The organism is Rufibacter sp. JT20002 (assembly GCF_056491185.1).
Map to the genome: position 1 here is coordinate 360,945 of NZ_JBSZJY010000001.1, position 14,054 is coordinate 374,998.

The window sequence follows — 14,054 nt, forward strand, 5'->3', positions numbered from 1 at the left end:
ATGAAGATTCTTATACTAAACGGACCAAACCTGAATTTATTAGGCAAGCGCGAAAAATCCATCTACGGCTCCCGCTCCTTTGACGATTATCTGGAGAAGGACTTGATCCCCGCTTTCCCTGGAATTGAATTGGAGTATTACCAGTCAAACATTGAAGGGGCTCTGATTGACAAACTGCACGAGGTGGGCTTCCATTACCAAGGCATTGTGTTTAACGCCGGGGCGTACACCCACTCCAGCCTGGCTCTAGCCGATGCCATTGCCGCCATTGAGACGCCTGTGATTGAGGTGCACATCTCCAACGTGTTTGCGCGTGAGGCTACCCGGCACGTGACATACATTGGCGGCCGGTGCGTAGGCAGCATCAGCGGATTTGGCTTAGAAAGTTATCGGCTTGCCTTGCAGTACTTTGAGCGGCAGAAGCCCAATAAGGTAGGATTTACATACACCAAAGCGTAACCAGCGTTCGTTTTTCACGTGTAGGTCATTTCAGCGGGGTGGCTTTATGGCATGTTTTGCCTGTTTTATTGTAAAAATAGCCTCTAAACAACCTCTTTCACCTGAGCCTGCCCTGCCTTATTTCCGCTTACCAATTGCTACGTTCCACCACAACCACCGTCCATCATGCTTAACTTCTATCCGGGTCCGTCCAAAGTCTACCCCGAAGTACGTGAATACCTGACCATGGCCTATGACGAAGGGATGCTCAGTATTCCGCACCGCGGCGAACGCTTTGTGCAGATGATGCGGGAACTGGTAGGCTTGCTGCGCTTGAAACTGAACATCCCCCAAGACTACTATATCTTCTTCACTTCCTCGGCCACCGAGTGCTGGGAGATTCTGGCCCAGAGCCTGACACCGCACAAAAGCCTCCACCTCTACAACGGTGCCTTCGGGGAGAAATGGTACCAGTACGCCAAACGCCTGCGCCCGGACTGTTACGGCCAAGCCTTCGGGGTGGAGGATATCCTGGACGTGCCCAACATCCCCGTGGAAGACGACACCGACCTGATCTGCGTCACCCAGACCGAGACTTCTAACGGCACGCACGTGAGCATGAACACCCTCCTGAAACTGCAGAACCAGTTCAAAGACCCCTTACTGGCCATTGACGCTACCTCCAGCATGGCCGGGGCCAATCTCAAGTACATCCGCGCGGATATCTGGTTTGCCTCGGTGCAAAAGTGTTTCGGGTTACCGGCCGGCATGGGCGTGCTGATTTGCTCACCGCGCACCATCCAACGGGCTAAAACCCTGAATGACCGCCGGCACTACAACAGTCTGGTGTTCATGTATGAGAAAATGCTGAATTACCAAACAGCCTACACGCCTAATGTGCTGAACCTGTACCTGCTCAAGAAAGTACTGGAGCACCGGCCGCTCATTAAAACCATTGACCAGCAGTTGGTGCAGCGGGCGCAGGATTTGTACACGTATTTTGATGAATTGGCCGAGGTGCAGTTGCTGGTGGAGAACCCCGAGGTACGCTCCCTGACTGTTCTCGCCGTGAAAGGCACTGATCGCTGGATACAAGAAATTAAGCGGATTGCCACAGCAGAAGGCATTGTTTTAGGCAACGGATACGGACAATGGGCTAAAAACACGTTCAGGATAGCCAACTTCCCCGCTATCGCGGATTCTGAATATAAGGTGCTCCGGAATTTCATTTCCAGCCATTATCACTAATTTCGCGGACGCTAATGCCTTAAGCGCGCACCCACACCATGCCCCAATTCAGTTTCAAGGAGATTGTTTCCGTAAGCCTCATCCTTTTCGCCATCATTGACATCTTAGGTTCTATTCCCATCATCATTGACCTGCGGCGGCGCGAAGGAATCATCCAGTCTGAGAAAGCAACCCTGGTGGCGGGTATCCTGATGATTGTGTTCCTCTTTTTGGGTGATGGAATCCTGCGTCTCTTCGGGATTGACTTTGCCTCTTTCGCTTTGGCGGGGGCTATCATTATCTTTCTGATGGGGATGGAGATGGTCTTGGGCATTCACTTGTTTCATTCCAACCCCGAGGTGAAAACCGGTTCCATTGTGCCTTTGGCCTTCCCTTTGATTGTGGGCGCCGGCACCATGACCACCCTGTTGTCTCTGCGCGCCGCTTACGCTTTGCCCAACGTGTTGGTGGGCATTCTGCTCAACCTGTTGTTTGTGTACATTGTCTTGAAAAGCTCAAATTGGCTGGAACGCAAACTAGGCCAGAACGGCACCGAAGTGCTCCGGAAGGTATTTGGCGTGATTCTCTTAGCCATTGCCATTAAACTCTTTAAGACGCACGTCAGCATCTAAGCGGTTTCACCCCTGTTTTAAGAAATCTGGCTCAAAAGCAGGGCTTCCTCTTCCCTATACAACACATTCCTAAATCGAGGCACTTTTCTGAAGCGCAGGCAACCTCCTGTACGGGGTTTGCATCTACAAGAGAAACAGCCGCCTTATGAAAGCCTATTTCTTCCTTTTTCTTCTTTTCTGCTCGTACATCGCCCAAGCCCAACGCGTGGAAGGCAAGATCACCGATCAGCAAGCGAAAGCCCTGGAATACGTTAACATTGGTGTGGTAGGGAAAGACGCAGGAACGGTATCTGGGGCAAACGGCACCTTCGCCATCACCTTACCTTCTGACCTGGACGGAGAGACGCTGCAGATCTCGGCCATTGGGTACGCCACTAAAAAGTGGAAAGTAAGCGATTTCAAAAAGCAACTCAGCGCAGGCAACACCACTATTACTTTACAGGAACAGGCCGTTGCCTTAAACGAGGTGGTGGTAAGGCCGCGTAAATACGTGACCAAAGTGATCGGGAACACCACTACCTCCAAGACCATGTCGGCGGGGTTTAAAAGCAACAAACTAGGCTCTGAAGTAGGCATTGCTTTAAAGATCAAAAATCCTTCATTCCTGGAGAAAGTGACTTTCAACATTGCCCATAATCAGTACGATACGCTTTTCCTCCGCATAAATGTCTACCAAATGACAAAGAATGGCCCAGACCAAAACATCTTGCGGGAGCCCATTTACCTGAATGTCGCGAAGAAAGATATCGGCGATGGCGTCACCCTTGACCTGCGGGACCGCAACATTTACCTGGAGTCTGATGTGTTCATTTCCCTGGAATTGGTGCGGGACTTAGGACAGGGCGGCTTGAATTTCAGTGCTGGTTTCTTCAACAGCGACTGCTACGTCCGGAGCACTAGCCAAAGCACCTGGGAGAAGCTTCCCTTAGTTGGCTTAGGCTTCAACGCCATTGTAAGCTACGCAAAGTAATCTCCGCCCTTTTAAAGCCGTTTTCAGGAAATCAGCCTCAAAGGAGCCGAGCATCCCCTTCCTTCTAACCAAGGCTTTAAAATATTATTCCGGTTACACGCCGCCGCTTGCGCCTTGATGGGTATTTTTGCGGCAGACTAACCGCATACATTTTGATAGAAGTATTTACCGATGGTGCCTCTAGAGGCAATCCGGGCCCGGGAGGCTATGGTGTTATTCTGCGCTACGGCCCGCACGTGAAGGAAATTAGCGAAGGCTTTAGAAAGACCACCAACAACCGCATGGAGCTTTTGGCGGTGATTGTGGCATTGGAGGCCATCACCAAACCCGGCATGCCCGTTACCATTTACTCAGATTCAAAGTACGTGGTAGATGCCGTGGAAAAAAAATGGGTGTTTGGCTGGGAGAAGAAAGGGTTTGTGGGCAAAGCCAACCCAGATCTTTGGCAGCGCTTTTTAAAGATATACCGCAAACACCAGGTTCGGTTTGTATGGGTACGGGGCCACGCTGGCCATGCCGAGAACGAGCGCTGCGACCAACTTGCCGTTGCCGCTGCCCTACAGCCTAACCTCCCTCCGGACAAGGGCTTTGAAGCTAATCCAACCGCCGGTTAAGTATGCCCAATGATTACTTCCGGTTTAAGCAGTTCCTGATCAGGCAGGATCAATGCGCCATGAAAGTCTGCACCGATTCCTGCGTGTTAGGAGCGGCTGCGGACGTATCAGGCGCCAAACGCCTATTGGATATTGGGGCCGGAACTGGTTTGTTAAGTTTGATGGCAGCGCAGCGGGCACCGTATGCCCGTATTGAGGCGGTGGAGATTGATGCCGCAGCGGCGAAGCAGGCCCAAGAGAATATCTTTGGAAGTCCCTGGTCGGACCGTATCCGGTTATTCCCCTTGAGCCTGCAGGAATTTGAGCGCACAAACCCAGCCCCTTTTGACGCTATTATCAGCAATCCGCCTTTTTTCCAGGAGTCATTGAAGTCTGAGGACCAGGCTAAGAACCGAGCCAAACACACCGAGACCCTTTCTTACTCCGATATTATTTCCTTTGCCCAGCGCTTCTTAATTCCTGAAGGCAAGCTGCACATCTTGTTGCCCCCACATGAGGCAAAGGTGTTTGAGCGGGAAATACATAGGGCTGGCTTTTTCACCAACGCTATTCTGTGGCTAGAGGCAACCCCTCAGGGAAAAGTGTTACGAACCATCCATTCCTATTCCCGGCTGGTTAGCCCCCTAATCGAGAGCACCTTGGCGGTGAGGGATAAAGATAATTCTTACACCACCTCTTTCCGGGAGTTGCTGAAGGACTTCTATCTCATCTTTTGATTCTGTTTTGGGTGTGTTTTCTTGAAACAAGGCCAGAAACGCACTTTAGTCTTCCTGCTCGGTAAACCGGATGCCATGCTGCTCCAACTCGTCTAAGATCAGGTTGTACAAATCGGGTTGTAGGGGTACCACTACGCCTTTGGTTCGTAGTTTATCTTGCAATAGTAACTTGACAGCGATGCCCACGGGTAAACCTACCGTTTTGGCCATGGCGGTATGGATCTCATCATCACCAAGCACCACCAAAGACGAGGTTAGCTGTTTCTGCTTTCCATCTATTACATACGTGAATTGGTGCAGCATCACAATCATGTCTTTGTCGCCGGGGCTCAATTTCCACTTATCTACCAGAAGCTTTTCCAAGGCTTGAGCGGGGGTAGCATTTTCTAAGGCAATAGGTGTTTCGGCAAAGAGGCCGGTCCATTCTACCAAGCGGATTTGGTCGGAGGTTTCGGGTAGGTTCAGGTAGGCGGCAACCCTCTTCTGGAGCGGCATTTGTTCCACTTCCTCGGGTAGGAAACTTTCCACCAATTGCCGGTACGTCATGTTTGCGGAGTTCTCCATGGTGTAGGAGTCATCGGTGAGCCCTAGTTGCACCAACACGTGCCAGGCCTGGCAATACCCCGGCCGCCGGAGGGTACCCCGCAGCATGGTAGGAATCTGGTCTAACCCGTACAGTTCACGGTAGCCCAATGAATCACGGTTGGCATAACCGTCAAACGCTCCATATTCTGCCACCTCAAAGGTCTGGGTGCGGTTGAACAGTTGCGGGTACGGAATGTATTTATAGACGCCGTTCTCTATGTATTTAGCGGTGCCCTGCCCGGCCAACACCACGTTTCTCGGATTCCAGGTAAACTTGTAATGCCAGGGGTTGTTGTCTGACTCCGGTGCCATCAGTCCGCCGGTGAAAGATTGAAAAGAAGTGATCGAGGCGCCTTGCTGTTTCAATTGATGAATGATACGCATAGCCGACATGTGGTCAATGCCTGGGTCCAGGCCGCACTCCATCAGAAACGTTAGCCCTTTGGCTTTGGCTTCGGCATCCATGGCTTTGATCTGAGGGGGAACATAGGAAGCCGTTACCAGATGCTTGCCTAAAGCCAGACACGTTTCGGCTACCAAAGGGTGAAACAAGGCCGGAAGCATGGAGATCACTACCTCGGCTTGCCCAATTTCTGAGGTACGTTGTGCCTCATCCTGCACGTCAAAAAGGAAGGTGCGCAGCAGCTGTGGGTAATGCCTGAGTTTGGCTTCCAGGTGCGTGACCGAGACATCACCAATGGAGAGGTGCCAGTCATGGGTTAACGCATTGGAAAGCAGGTAATCAATGAGGACAGTAGCCGAGCGGCCAGCACCCAGGAGCAGGATTTTCTTCATAGTGTAGATCAGGTTCGCGCCTTAAAATGGACATTTTCTGCGGCACAGGCAACCCTTTCTTGGTATTTCGGGCCAACTTATTAACTTTGGCTCCCGTACGTGCCCGTGCGGATAACGCACCCTATGACAGAACAAGTACAACTTAACATTACCTACGAGGTAGTGTCCTCTATAGAGGAATTAACCGATCAGGAACGCCAAATCCTCCTCTTAGCCCAACAAGCCACCGATAACGCTTACGCCCCCTATTCCAATTATTTGGTAGGCGCCGCTTTGCTCCTTTCTGATGGCAGCACCCACCAGGGAACGAACCAGGAAAACGCCGCTTATCCGTCTGGCCTATGCGCCGAGCGCACTTTGTTGTTTGGCGTGGGCTCTAACTACCCGGATAAGAAGATAGAGATGATGGCCGTGACGGTGCGCCGCCGAAACGAAACCCAGTTTTTGAAGGCATGCCCCTGCGGCGCCTGCCGGCAAGTGATGGCCGAGTACCAGAACCGCCAGAACGTTCCCATCAAATTGCTTATGCAGGCCGAAGACGGCAAAATCACCCGACTGCAATCAGTGGAGGATTTGCTGCCTTTCATGTTCACCAAAGATCAACTGTAAGTGGCTTCTTTTCACCGCACCCTTGAGGTCCCGCGCACGGCGCACCTACACCAAGCTGGTACCCTTTCCTCTGCCACCAAACAGGTCTGGATTGTCCTTCACGGCTACGGTCAGTTGGCGCGCTATTTTGTCAGGCACTTTGCGGTACTGGTAGATGAGCAAACCGCGGTGCTTGCCCCCGAGGGCCTCTCCCGTTTTTACCTGGAAGGCATCTCCAGACCTAGCCGCGTGGGCGCCTCCTGGATGACCAAAGAAGAACGCCTGCATGAGATCACCGATTATATTTTGTACTTGAACAAAGTGCGGGAAATGGTTCTGCTGGAGGCGCCCGAGGCAACATTGCACGTGCTGGGCTTCTCGCAAGGAGCCGCAACGGCTTGCCGCTGGTTGGCCCAAGCCCAATGGTCGGTTAGCCAACTGGTGCTCTGGGCCGGAATGTTCCCCGAAGACATGGAAATGACCACGGCAACTCCTACCCTCACCCAAGCCAAGTTAACTTACGTGTATGGCCTCCAAGATCCTTTTGTCGCTGAGGAAGACAAGGTGCAGACGCAACTTGCGCGGGTACAGGAAGCAGGGCTCCATCCAGAAATTATCACTTTTGAAGGAAAGCATGAATTGAACCCAGAGGTTTTGCTTAGGCTGAAAAGTACCACGGCTTCTTAAACCTCTTCGGTTTCAAGCCTGGTGTTCAGAAAAAAAAGGAAAACCGATTCCAGCTTATTCCCTATCCCAGATACCCGGCATCACAATCTCCAGCAGGTGCTGGTCAGGATCACGGAAGTAGCAGGATTTACGACCGTGCGGCCAGTCTTGCTCATGTTCTATGGGGACGCCCGCAGCCAACAACTTTTCCTTCCAAGCGGTATATTCCTCCGCTTCGCATTCAAAGGCCAGGTGCAGGTGCCCCTCTCCGTAGTGCGGAGGAAGATCTTTACTTACCCGCGTTTTCTGGGCATTGAAGCACAACAAAACCGAATTCCCCACCCGAAAGAACACGTGCCGCCCCGCCACCTGCCCTATCACCGAAAGGTCCAGCACTTCTGTATAGAAAGCCGTAGTCTGGGTTAGGTCCTGCACGTAAAGGCAGGTCTCCTTTATCTGGGTAAATCTCATAGGGCAGCGTTGTTTCTCCTGCAACGGAAATGCCTTAAAGAAGGATTTTCCTTTCCAACTGCTTTAGGGAAAACGCCCCTAAAACAACAAGGCTCACCGGTTCTGTACCGGTGAGCCTTGGGCTAATGTGATATTTCGTCTTTACTGCTTATTGATGATGGTGGCAGAGGCTTGGGCAGCGGGAAGGATAAGCACCTCGGCTAAATTCACCCGCTTAGGCCGGGTTACCATAAACAAAATCAGGTCTGCCAGGTCTTCGGCGGTGAGAGGCTCAAATCCTTTGTAAACGTTGGCCGCGCGCTCCTTATCGCCCTTGAAACGTACCTCAGAGAACTCCGTCTCCACAGCCCCGGGGTTGATCTCAGATACTTTCACGCCTTCGTGAATCAGGTCAATCCGCATGGCTTTGGAAAGGGCATCCACGGCGAATTTGCTGGCGCAGTACACATTTCCGTTGGCGTACACCTCTTGTCCAGCAATAGACCCAATGTTGATGATATGGCCGCTTTTGCGCTCAATCATGATTGGCAATACTTCTTTGGTCACGTACAGCAGGCCTTTCACGTTGATGTCCAGCATGGCTTCCCAGTCGTCCAAATCGCCGCTCTGGAAAGGAGCCAACCCGTGCGCGTTCCCGGCATTGTTGACAAGCACATCAATGGAATGCCACTCGGCTGGAAGCCCGGCAATCGCTTTCTGTACCGCTTCCTTGTTTCGCACGTCAAACTCCAGGGGATAGATGTTTTCAGTTCCAAACTGCTGTACCAGTTCCTGCAAGCGTTCTGTCCGCCGGCCAGCTGCGATGATTTTGAACCCGTTTTGTGCCAAAGAGATAGCGGTAGCTCTGCCAATGCCGGAGGTTGCCCCGGTTACCAAGGCTATTTTCTGCGTCATAAAAGACTTTTATTCAAAGTTAAGGTAAAGCGTGATGGTGTTGGTGTTCAGCTGCTGGATGCTGTTGTTATACACCGAAGGATACGGCTGATGCACGTTGGAAATCCCTCTGGAATATCTGATTTCGGGCGCGAACTTGAAGAAAGGATAGAACATATCCAAACCTACGCCATACTCCACCGCAAAATCTAAGCCTTTCACTTGCAGGTACTCCTCTCCTTTTTTCTGACCACCTACCACTAAGGAAGATTTCAACCCTCCAATAAAATACATTTGGGTGTTCTTCCGGCGTTTTGCCTCATATTTCACCAAAAGGGGAAGTTCACCCGAAAATGTGTTTACTTCCTGTATTTGGTCACCTCCCTGAAACCCAGTGTTGGGGTTGGCAGGGACACCATTGTATTCAACTGCCCGGCTGTGGTACCCCACTCCTGGTTGTGCCCGCAGAACAAAATCTGGACTCAGGCGGTAAGAGGCAATGAAGTTGACGTTGAAACCAATCCCGGTCTTCTCATTCACTGAGAAGGATGGATCTTTCTGGATCTGCTCAACATAGTACTCAGAGTGCTCCAATTGATACCAAGAGGCATTTACCCCCAGAGAGAATCCCCAACGTAAGCGCTTGAATTCGTAACCGGGCAGGTTCTCTCCTTTCAGCTTGCCCTGGGCCAAAAGGTCATGGCTGCCGGAAAGCAGAGCAACAAGGAAGAAAGCAATTATTTTGTACCGGTGTAAATAGAGCTGATGCCGAAGGTAAGTGAATGCCATTTTGTGTTTTTAAATCCGATTTTCTGGAAAATAGACAGGAAATTGTTGCCATCTGGGAACGCCTGCACAGACTCGGGCAGGTACGTGTAGGCGGAATTGTCTTTCGAGATCAGTTTTCCGAAAACAGGTAATATATGTTTGAAGTAAAAATTATACCCTTGTTTCATAGGGAAAGCCTGCGGCTTGGAGAACTCCAGAATTACGGCCATGCCACCGGGCTTCAGCACCCGAAGCATTTCGGATAAGCCTTTCTCCAGGTTCTCAAAATTACGCACCCCAAAAGCCACCGTAATGGCGTCAAAGTGATTATCAGGAAACTGGATGTTCTCAGAATCGCCTAGCTGCAGTTGCACCAGATGGCTCAGCCCACGCTTGCTTATTTTCTCCCGGCCCACCTGCAACATGCCCTCAGAAATATCAATCCCGATGATCTGTTGGGGTTGCAGCCGCAACGTCTCCAAGGCGAAATCACCGGTACCGGTGGCAATGTCCAACACCATCTTAGGCTTTACCGGCTCCAACAGTTTTACCGCTCTCTTGCGCCAGTAAATGTCTACCCCTGCGCTTAGGAAATGGTTTAGAAAATCATAGCGCTTGGCGATGCTGTTGAACATCTGCGCCACCTGCTTTTTCTTACCTTCTTCCTGGTCTTTGTACGGAACTACTGACATGTACTACGTTTTGTTAAGGAGGGCAAAGCTACTATGCATTAACTAGATTTCCCGCATTATGTTGTGAAGGGACCTCCTATAAATAACAAGAGCCCCGGCCGTAAGACCGAGGCTCTGTTTTACTCTTATTTTCTCAAAAGTAACGCTAAAGCGAGATTGCTTATTGTTGCTCCTGGTTTCTGATCACGTTGAATTCTGTACGACGGTTCAACTGCATGTTCTCAGGAGAATCGTTTGGAGCAGCCGGACGACGCTCACCGTAAGAAACAGTGATTAAACGGTTGCTAGGGATTCCTTGCTGTAACAGGTAGTTGTAGGCAGCCATGGCACGGTTCTCACCCAAAGTTACGTTGTACTCATCTGAAGCACGGGCATCGGTGTGGCCGTCAATAGAAAGACGCAAGTTTGGATTAGCTTTCATCACACGTACAATGTTATCCAACTCAGCAATAGACTCTGGACGCAGGTTGTATTTGTCTGTGTCATAGTAGATGCGCTTGAAAGCAAAGGCTCCGGCACCAACTCCGGTGGTATCGTCAAAAGCGATGTAGAAGTCTTTCTCAAACACAGTTGTGTCACTCAAAGACATCGGAACTTCATACTGCTCAGTGGCTAAGGTTTTGCCATCTCTGGTCAACGTCACTTGGTACGGACGGGCAGAAAGCACGTTCACCTGGTAGGTTCCTGAATCTGGCTTGGTTACATCGCGGTACTCCAGTGGGGTGTTGTTGGCGGTTTTACCAGAGAACACTAATTCTACACCTGGGATGATGGTTGAGTCACGCAAGCTGTACACATGGCCACGCACACCAGCGTTACGGATGTAATTGATGGTGTAGATGTCTTTCTCGCCGTAACCACCCATGCGGTAAGAAGAAAGGTAGGCGTAAGAACCATCTGGGCTCAAGCGGTAGTACGTGTCGTCATCTGGCGTGTTCACTGGGTAACCCATGTTTACTGGTCTGCTCCAACGACGCGCAACTGTATCAAATTTCATGGTGAAGATGTCATAACCACCCATGGTTGAGTGACCGCGTGAGCTGAAATACATGGTCAAACCATCTGGCGTGAAGTACGGGCTATCCTCATCGTAAGGAGTGTTTACACCGTTACCGAAGTTCTTAGGGGCACCCCACTCGCCGTTCTGCTGACGCTTGGCATAGTAGATATCCAGGTCACCGTTTTCAGAAAACTGGCTGGTAGAGAAATAAATAGTAGAACCATCTCTAGTGATGAAGGCATCACTTTCAAATCCTTTGGAGTTGATGTTTCTGTTCAACTTCTGTGGTTGTCCCCAGTCACCACCATCACGGCTGGTTACAAAGATGTCACCACCTTCGTCCTGACGGTACATCAAAAGTTTGCTGTCGTTGTCAAATAACTGGATAGAGGCATCGTGACCGGTTCCGTTCAAACGGCCGCTCAAAGACTTAGGAGTTTCCCACTGATCAACCCCTAAACGACGGGTCTCGAAAATATCTTCAAAGTACTCACCGTCTTCTGCTTCTTTACCACCGGTTACATTGGCACTGCGGGAAGTGAACAACAGGTAGTTGTCATCAGAAGAGATTACTGGGCTGTGCTCAGAGTAAGGAGTGTTTACGGTTGGCCCCAGGTTCTTCACGAAGATATCCTTAGGGTTCGCCACTTCCTTCTTGGCGTTACGGGCATGCTGGATTAGAAGGGCCGCCTGCTCTTTTCCTTCCTCATCGCGTCTGCCTAACGTAGCCTGGTAGGCTTGGGCATTCTTGATGGCGTTATCAAACTCATAGTTCACCAGGTCTACCCGGCCTAACCAGTAAAGAACATCGTTCTCCACTTTCGGCTTCATACGGTAAGCCTTGTAGATATACTCGCTTGCTTTCTCTTTGTCAAAAGCGATGTAGCTGATACCCGCCCGGTACATGGCCTTTGCATTATTTGGATCACGCTCCAACGCACGCTCATAGTAAGGTAAGGCCGCCCGGAAATTTGCCTGGTTAAACATTTTATCTCCACTCCGGATAAGCTTACGGGTACTTTGGGCCATGACGTTTGAGGCCATGATAAACAGTGTTAGAAATAATAATGAAGTTCTAAACAACCGCTTGTCTAAGTGATTCATAGTGTAAAGGTTTAGATATAGTAGCTACTTATTAGGCGCAAAAAACAAAAATTATCCGGCAGTGAGGCTTCAATTTGCTCCTCTTCTTTTCCCGGCTGGTGTTGAAGAGGACCACAATAATATTTAAAAATTTTAAGATACTTAATCTCTATTTCTAAATTATTTGAATGCATTTATTAGTAAAGTGCCGCAATATAGAAAAACTATCTTATCTGATAATCATATTCTATGCGCTTGTTCGCCCTACGATACTGTATTTTGTGTTAAATGGTTACTATTTATAAGAGATTATCTGGCCGTTTAAGGCTATAGCGAGAATTTGAAGGGGTTAGCCGTTTATTTGGTACCTTTGCATTTATTAATAAACGTACACAGTAAATATGGTCATTAAAGATGCAAAGTTCATTACCAGCAACACCCGTGCTGACTTGTGTCCGCAGACAGACCTGCCGGAATATGCGTTTATTGGACGTTCAAATGTAGGAAAGTCTTCCCTCATTAATATGCTTACTAATAGGCTTAAATTAGCCAAGACTTCCTCGTTCCCGGGTAAGACCCAATTAATCAATCACTTCCTTATCAATGACAATTGGTATTTGGTGGATTTACCTGGGTATGGTTGGGCGAAAGTCAGCAAGGATTCACGGGAAGCATGGCGGAAGATGATTCTTTATTACCTGAAAAACCGCCCCAACCTGGCGTGCGTTTTCGTGCTGATCGACTCCCGTTTGCCGCCGCAGAAACCAGACTTAGAATTCATGGAGCTTCTGGGAACCATGGGCGTCCCATTTGTGCTTATCTTCACAAAAACAGACAAGCAGTCTGGCACGAAAACTGATATCAACATTGCGCTTTATATGAAGACGCTGCAGGAGACCTGGGAAGAGTTGCCCATGTACATGAAGAGCTCCTCCTCCACCAAGGAAGGCCGGGAAGAGATCCTTCAGTTCATAAGTGACGTAAACCAGCGCTACCAGGAAGAGCGTCAAGGATAGAGTGTTGTTTAAAGCCCAATTTCTTAAAAATGAAAGTAAAACACCTTTTTGTAGCCGCTTTATTTGCCCTGTTCACCACAGGCGCCTTCGCTCAGACAGCTAAGCCTGCTGCTGCCCAGACCGGCAAACTACCCGTGGCCGAGCACTATGCCGGTGGTCAGGATTCATTGGTGGCCCAACTGCAGCGCAGCATCCAGTACCCTGCTTTGGCTAAGCGTAACCGCATGCAGGGCCAGTGCATCATTGGGTTCACCATGCAGGAAGACGGCTCTATCACCAATGCCAAGATCTTGAAAGAGGTTGGTGGTGGTACCGGCCAGGAAGCCCTTCGGGTAGTGAAACTCCTTAAATTCAAAGCACCGGGTTACAGCCAGCAATACAGCGTACCGGTGAACTTCAAACTTTAATCATTCATTCTAACAAAATCTATCTCTATGCCATTTGACCTGAAAGAGATCGCTTCTATTTCCGGTATGCCGGGCCTGTACAAGATTGTAGCGCCTACCCGCAATGGAATCATTGTTGAAAGCCTCGCCGATAACCCAGTACGTAGTGTAGCCCAGGCCCGTAACCGGGTTTCTATCCTGCAGGAAATCTCTATGTACACCAATGACGAGGAGCACACTGTTCCCTTAGCAGAGGTTTTTGACAGAATCAGAAAACAGTACGGATCTGACATTCCGGTAAATTCTAAGTCTAGCACTCAGGAGTTGTCCTCTTTCGTAGAATCGGTTCTTCCGGACTATGATCAGGACCGGGTGTATGCCTCAGACATGAAGAAACTGGTTCAATGGTATCAGCTTGTTAACCAATATCTGCCTTACTCAGAAGCCTCTGACAACGACACGGCTTCTGCCGAAGGAGACAAAGAGGAAACCTCTGCCGCTGCAGAGTAGTCGTTCCAACAACGAAATAGCCTT

General features: G+C 49.9%; 17 protein-coding genes. 11 read left to right on the plus strand and 6 right to left on the minus strand.

Annotation, left to right across the window (positions count from 1 at the left end):
- The 6 genes from ACW9SV_RS01465 (at nucleotide 1) to ACW9SV_RS01490 (ending at nucleotide 4,597) form a co-directional block, all read left to right on the plus strand.
- The gene (locus ACW9SV_RS01465; protein ID WP_479554959.1) at nucleotides 1-459 is read left to right on the plus strand and encodes a type II 3-dehydroquinate dehydratase; all 459 of its coding nucleotides are present in this window, start codon (nucleotides 1-3) and stop codon (nucleotides 457-459) included.
- Between the two features lie 165 nt (nucleotides 460-624).
- On the plus strand, nucleotides 625-1,686 hold the full coding sequence (locus tag ACW9SV_RS01470) for an aminotransferase class V-fold PLP-dependent enzyme (RefSeq protein WP_479554960.1): 1,062 nt from the start codon (nucleotides 625-627) through the stop codon (nucleotides 1,684-1,686).
- Nucleotides 1,687-1,724: 38 nt separating this feature from the next.
- The gene (locus ACW9SV_RS01475; protein WP_479554961.1) at nucleotides 1,725-2,297 is read left to right on the plus strand and encodes a MarC family protein; all 573 of its coding nucleotides are present in this window, start codon (nucleotides 1,725-1,727) and stop codon (nucleotides 2,295-2,297) included.
- 145 nt (nucleotides 2,298-2,442) lie between these two features.
- On the plus strand, nucleotides 2,443-3,267 hold the full coding sequence (locus ACW9SV_RS01480) for a carboxypeptidase-like regulatory domain-containing protein (protein ID WP_479554962.1): 825 nt from the start codon (nucleotides 2,443-2,445) through the stop codon (nucleotides 3,265-3,267).
- Between the two features lie 152 nt (nucleotides 3,268-3,419).
- Nucleotides 3,420-3,881 carry a ribonuclease HI gene (gene rnhA / locus ACW9SV_RS01485; RefSeq protein WP_479554963.1) on the plus strand — a complete coding sequence of 154 codons (462 nt, stop codon included), beginning with the start codon at nucleotides 3,420-3,422 and terminating at the stop codon, nucleotides 3,879-3,881.
- Between the two features lie 2 nt (nucleotides 3,882-3,883).
- On the plus strand, nucleotides 3,884-4,597 hold the full coding sequence (locus tag ACW9SV_RS01490; RefSeq protein WP_479554964.1) for a tRNA1(Val) (adenine(37)-N6)-methyltransferase: 714 nt from the start codon (nucleotides 3,884-3,886) through the stop codon (nucleotides 4,595-4,597).
- A 45-nt stretch (nucleotides 4,598-4,642) separates the two neighbouring features.
- Here the strand turns inward: ACW9SV_RS01490 and ACW9SV_RS01495 are convergent, their stop codons facing one another.
- Entirely contained in the window at nucleotides 4,643-5,977 is a 1,335-nt protein-coding gene (locus tag ACW9SV_RS01495; RefSeq protein WP_479554965.1) for a saccharopine dehydrogenase family protein, read from the minus strand.
- A 123-nt stretch (nucleotides 5,978-6,100) separates the two neighbouring features.
- Here ACW9SV_RS01495 and cdd point away from each other — a divergent pair, with 123 nt between their 5' ends.
- Both cdd and ACW9SV_RS01505 read left to right on the plus strand, forming a co-directional pair.
- Nucleotides 6,101-6,586 (plus strand): cytidine deaminase, encoded by a 486-nt coding sequence (gene cdd, locus ACW9SV_RS01500; RefSeq protein WP_479554966.1) that lies wholly within the window; start codon nucleotides 6,101-6,103, stop codon nucleotides 6,584-6,586.
- The gene (locus ACW9SV_RS01505) at nucleotides 6,587-7,252 is read left to right on the plus strand and encodes an alpha/beta hydrolase (RefSeq protein WP_479554967.1); all 666 of its coding nucleotides are present in this window, start codon (nucleotides 6,587-6,589) and stop codon (nucleotides 7,250-7,252) included. It abuts the gene before it with no gap.
- 54 nt (nucleotides 7,253-7,306) lie between these two features.
- On the opposite strand, the gene ACW9SV_RS01510 is transcribed toward ACW9SV_RS01505, so the two are convergent.
- From ACW9SV_RS01510 to ACW9SV_RS01530, 5 genes are all read right to left on the minus strand, one after another.
- Entirely contained in the window at nucleotides 7,307-7,702 is a 396-nt protein-coding gene (locus ACW9SV_RS01510; RefSeq protein WP_479554968.1) for a VOC family protein, read from the minus strand.
- 141 nt (nucleotides 7,703-7,843) lie between these two features.
- Entirely contained in the window at nucleotides 7,844-8,596 is a 753-nt protein-coding gene (locus tag ACW9SV_RS01515; RefSeq protein ID WP_479554969.1) for an SDR family NAD(P)-dependent oxidoreductase, read from the minus strand.
- 9 nt (nucleotides 8,597-8,605) lie between these two features.
- Nucleotides 8,606-9,364, minus strand: coding sequence for a type IX secretion/gliding motility protein PorT/SprT (gene porT, locus ACW9SV_RS01520; RefSeq protein WP_479554970.1), 759 nt, complete (start codon nucleotides 9,362-9,364; stop codon nucleotides 8,606-8,608).
- Nucleotides 9,313-10,035, minus strand: coding sequence for a bifunctional demethylmenaquinone methyltransferase/2-methoxy-6-polyprenyl-1,4-benzoquinol methylase UbiE (gene ubiE, locus ACW9SV_RS01525; RefSeq protein WP_479554971.1), 723 nt, complete (start codon nucleotides 10,033-10,035; stop codon nucleotides 9,313-9,315). The genes porT and ubiE overlap by 52 nt, the downstream gene beginning before the upstream one ends.
- Before the next feature lie 160 nt (nucleotides 10,036-10,195).
- Nucleotides 10,196-12,079 carry an OmpA family protein gene (locus tag ACW9SV_RS01530; RefSeq protein ID WP_479554972.1) on the minus strand — a complete coding sequence of 628 codons (1,884 nt, stop codon included), beginning with the start codon at nucleotides 12,077-12,079 and terminating at the stop codon, nucleotides 10,196-10,198.
- A gap of 440 nt (nucleotides 12,080-12,519) precedes the next feature.
- On the opposite strand from ACW9SV_RS01530, the gene yihA reads away from it, so the two are divergent.
- The 3 genes from yihA to ACW9SV_RS01545 are packed head-to-tail and all read left to right on the plus strand — an operon-like array spanning nucleotide 12,520 to nucleotide 14,030.
- Nucleotides 12,520-13,134: a ribosome biogenesis GTP-binding protein YihA/YsxC gene (yihA, locus tag ACW9SV_RS01535; RefSeq protein ID WP_479554973.1), complete on the plus strand. Its 615-nt coding sequence runs from the start codon at nucleotides 12,520-12,522 to the stop codon at nucleotides 13,132-13,134.
- A gap of 29 nt (nucleotides 13,135-13,163) precedes the next feature.
- Nucleotides 13,164-13,541: an energy transducer TonB gene (locus tag ACW9SV_RS01540; protein WP_479554974.1), complete on the plus strand. Its 378-nt coding sequence runs from the start codon at nucleotides 13,164-13,166 to the stop codon at nucleotides 13,539-13,541.
- A gap of 27 nt (nucleotides 13,542-13,568) precedes the next feature.
- Nucleotides 13,569-14,030, plus strand: a complete 462-nt coding sequence (locus ACW9SV_RS01545) for a DUF5606 family protein (RefSeq protein ID WP_479554975.1) — start codon at nucleotides 13,569-13,571, stop codon at nucleotides 14,028-14,030.
- Nucleotides 14,031-14,054 lie beyond the last annotated feature (24 nt).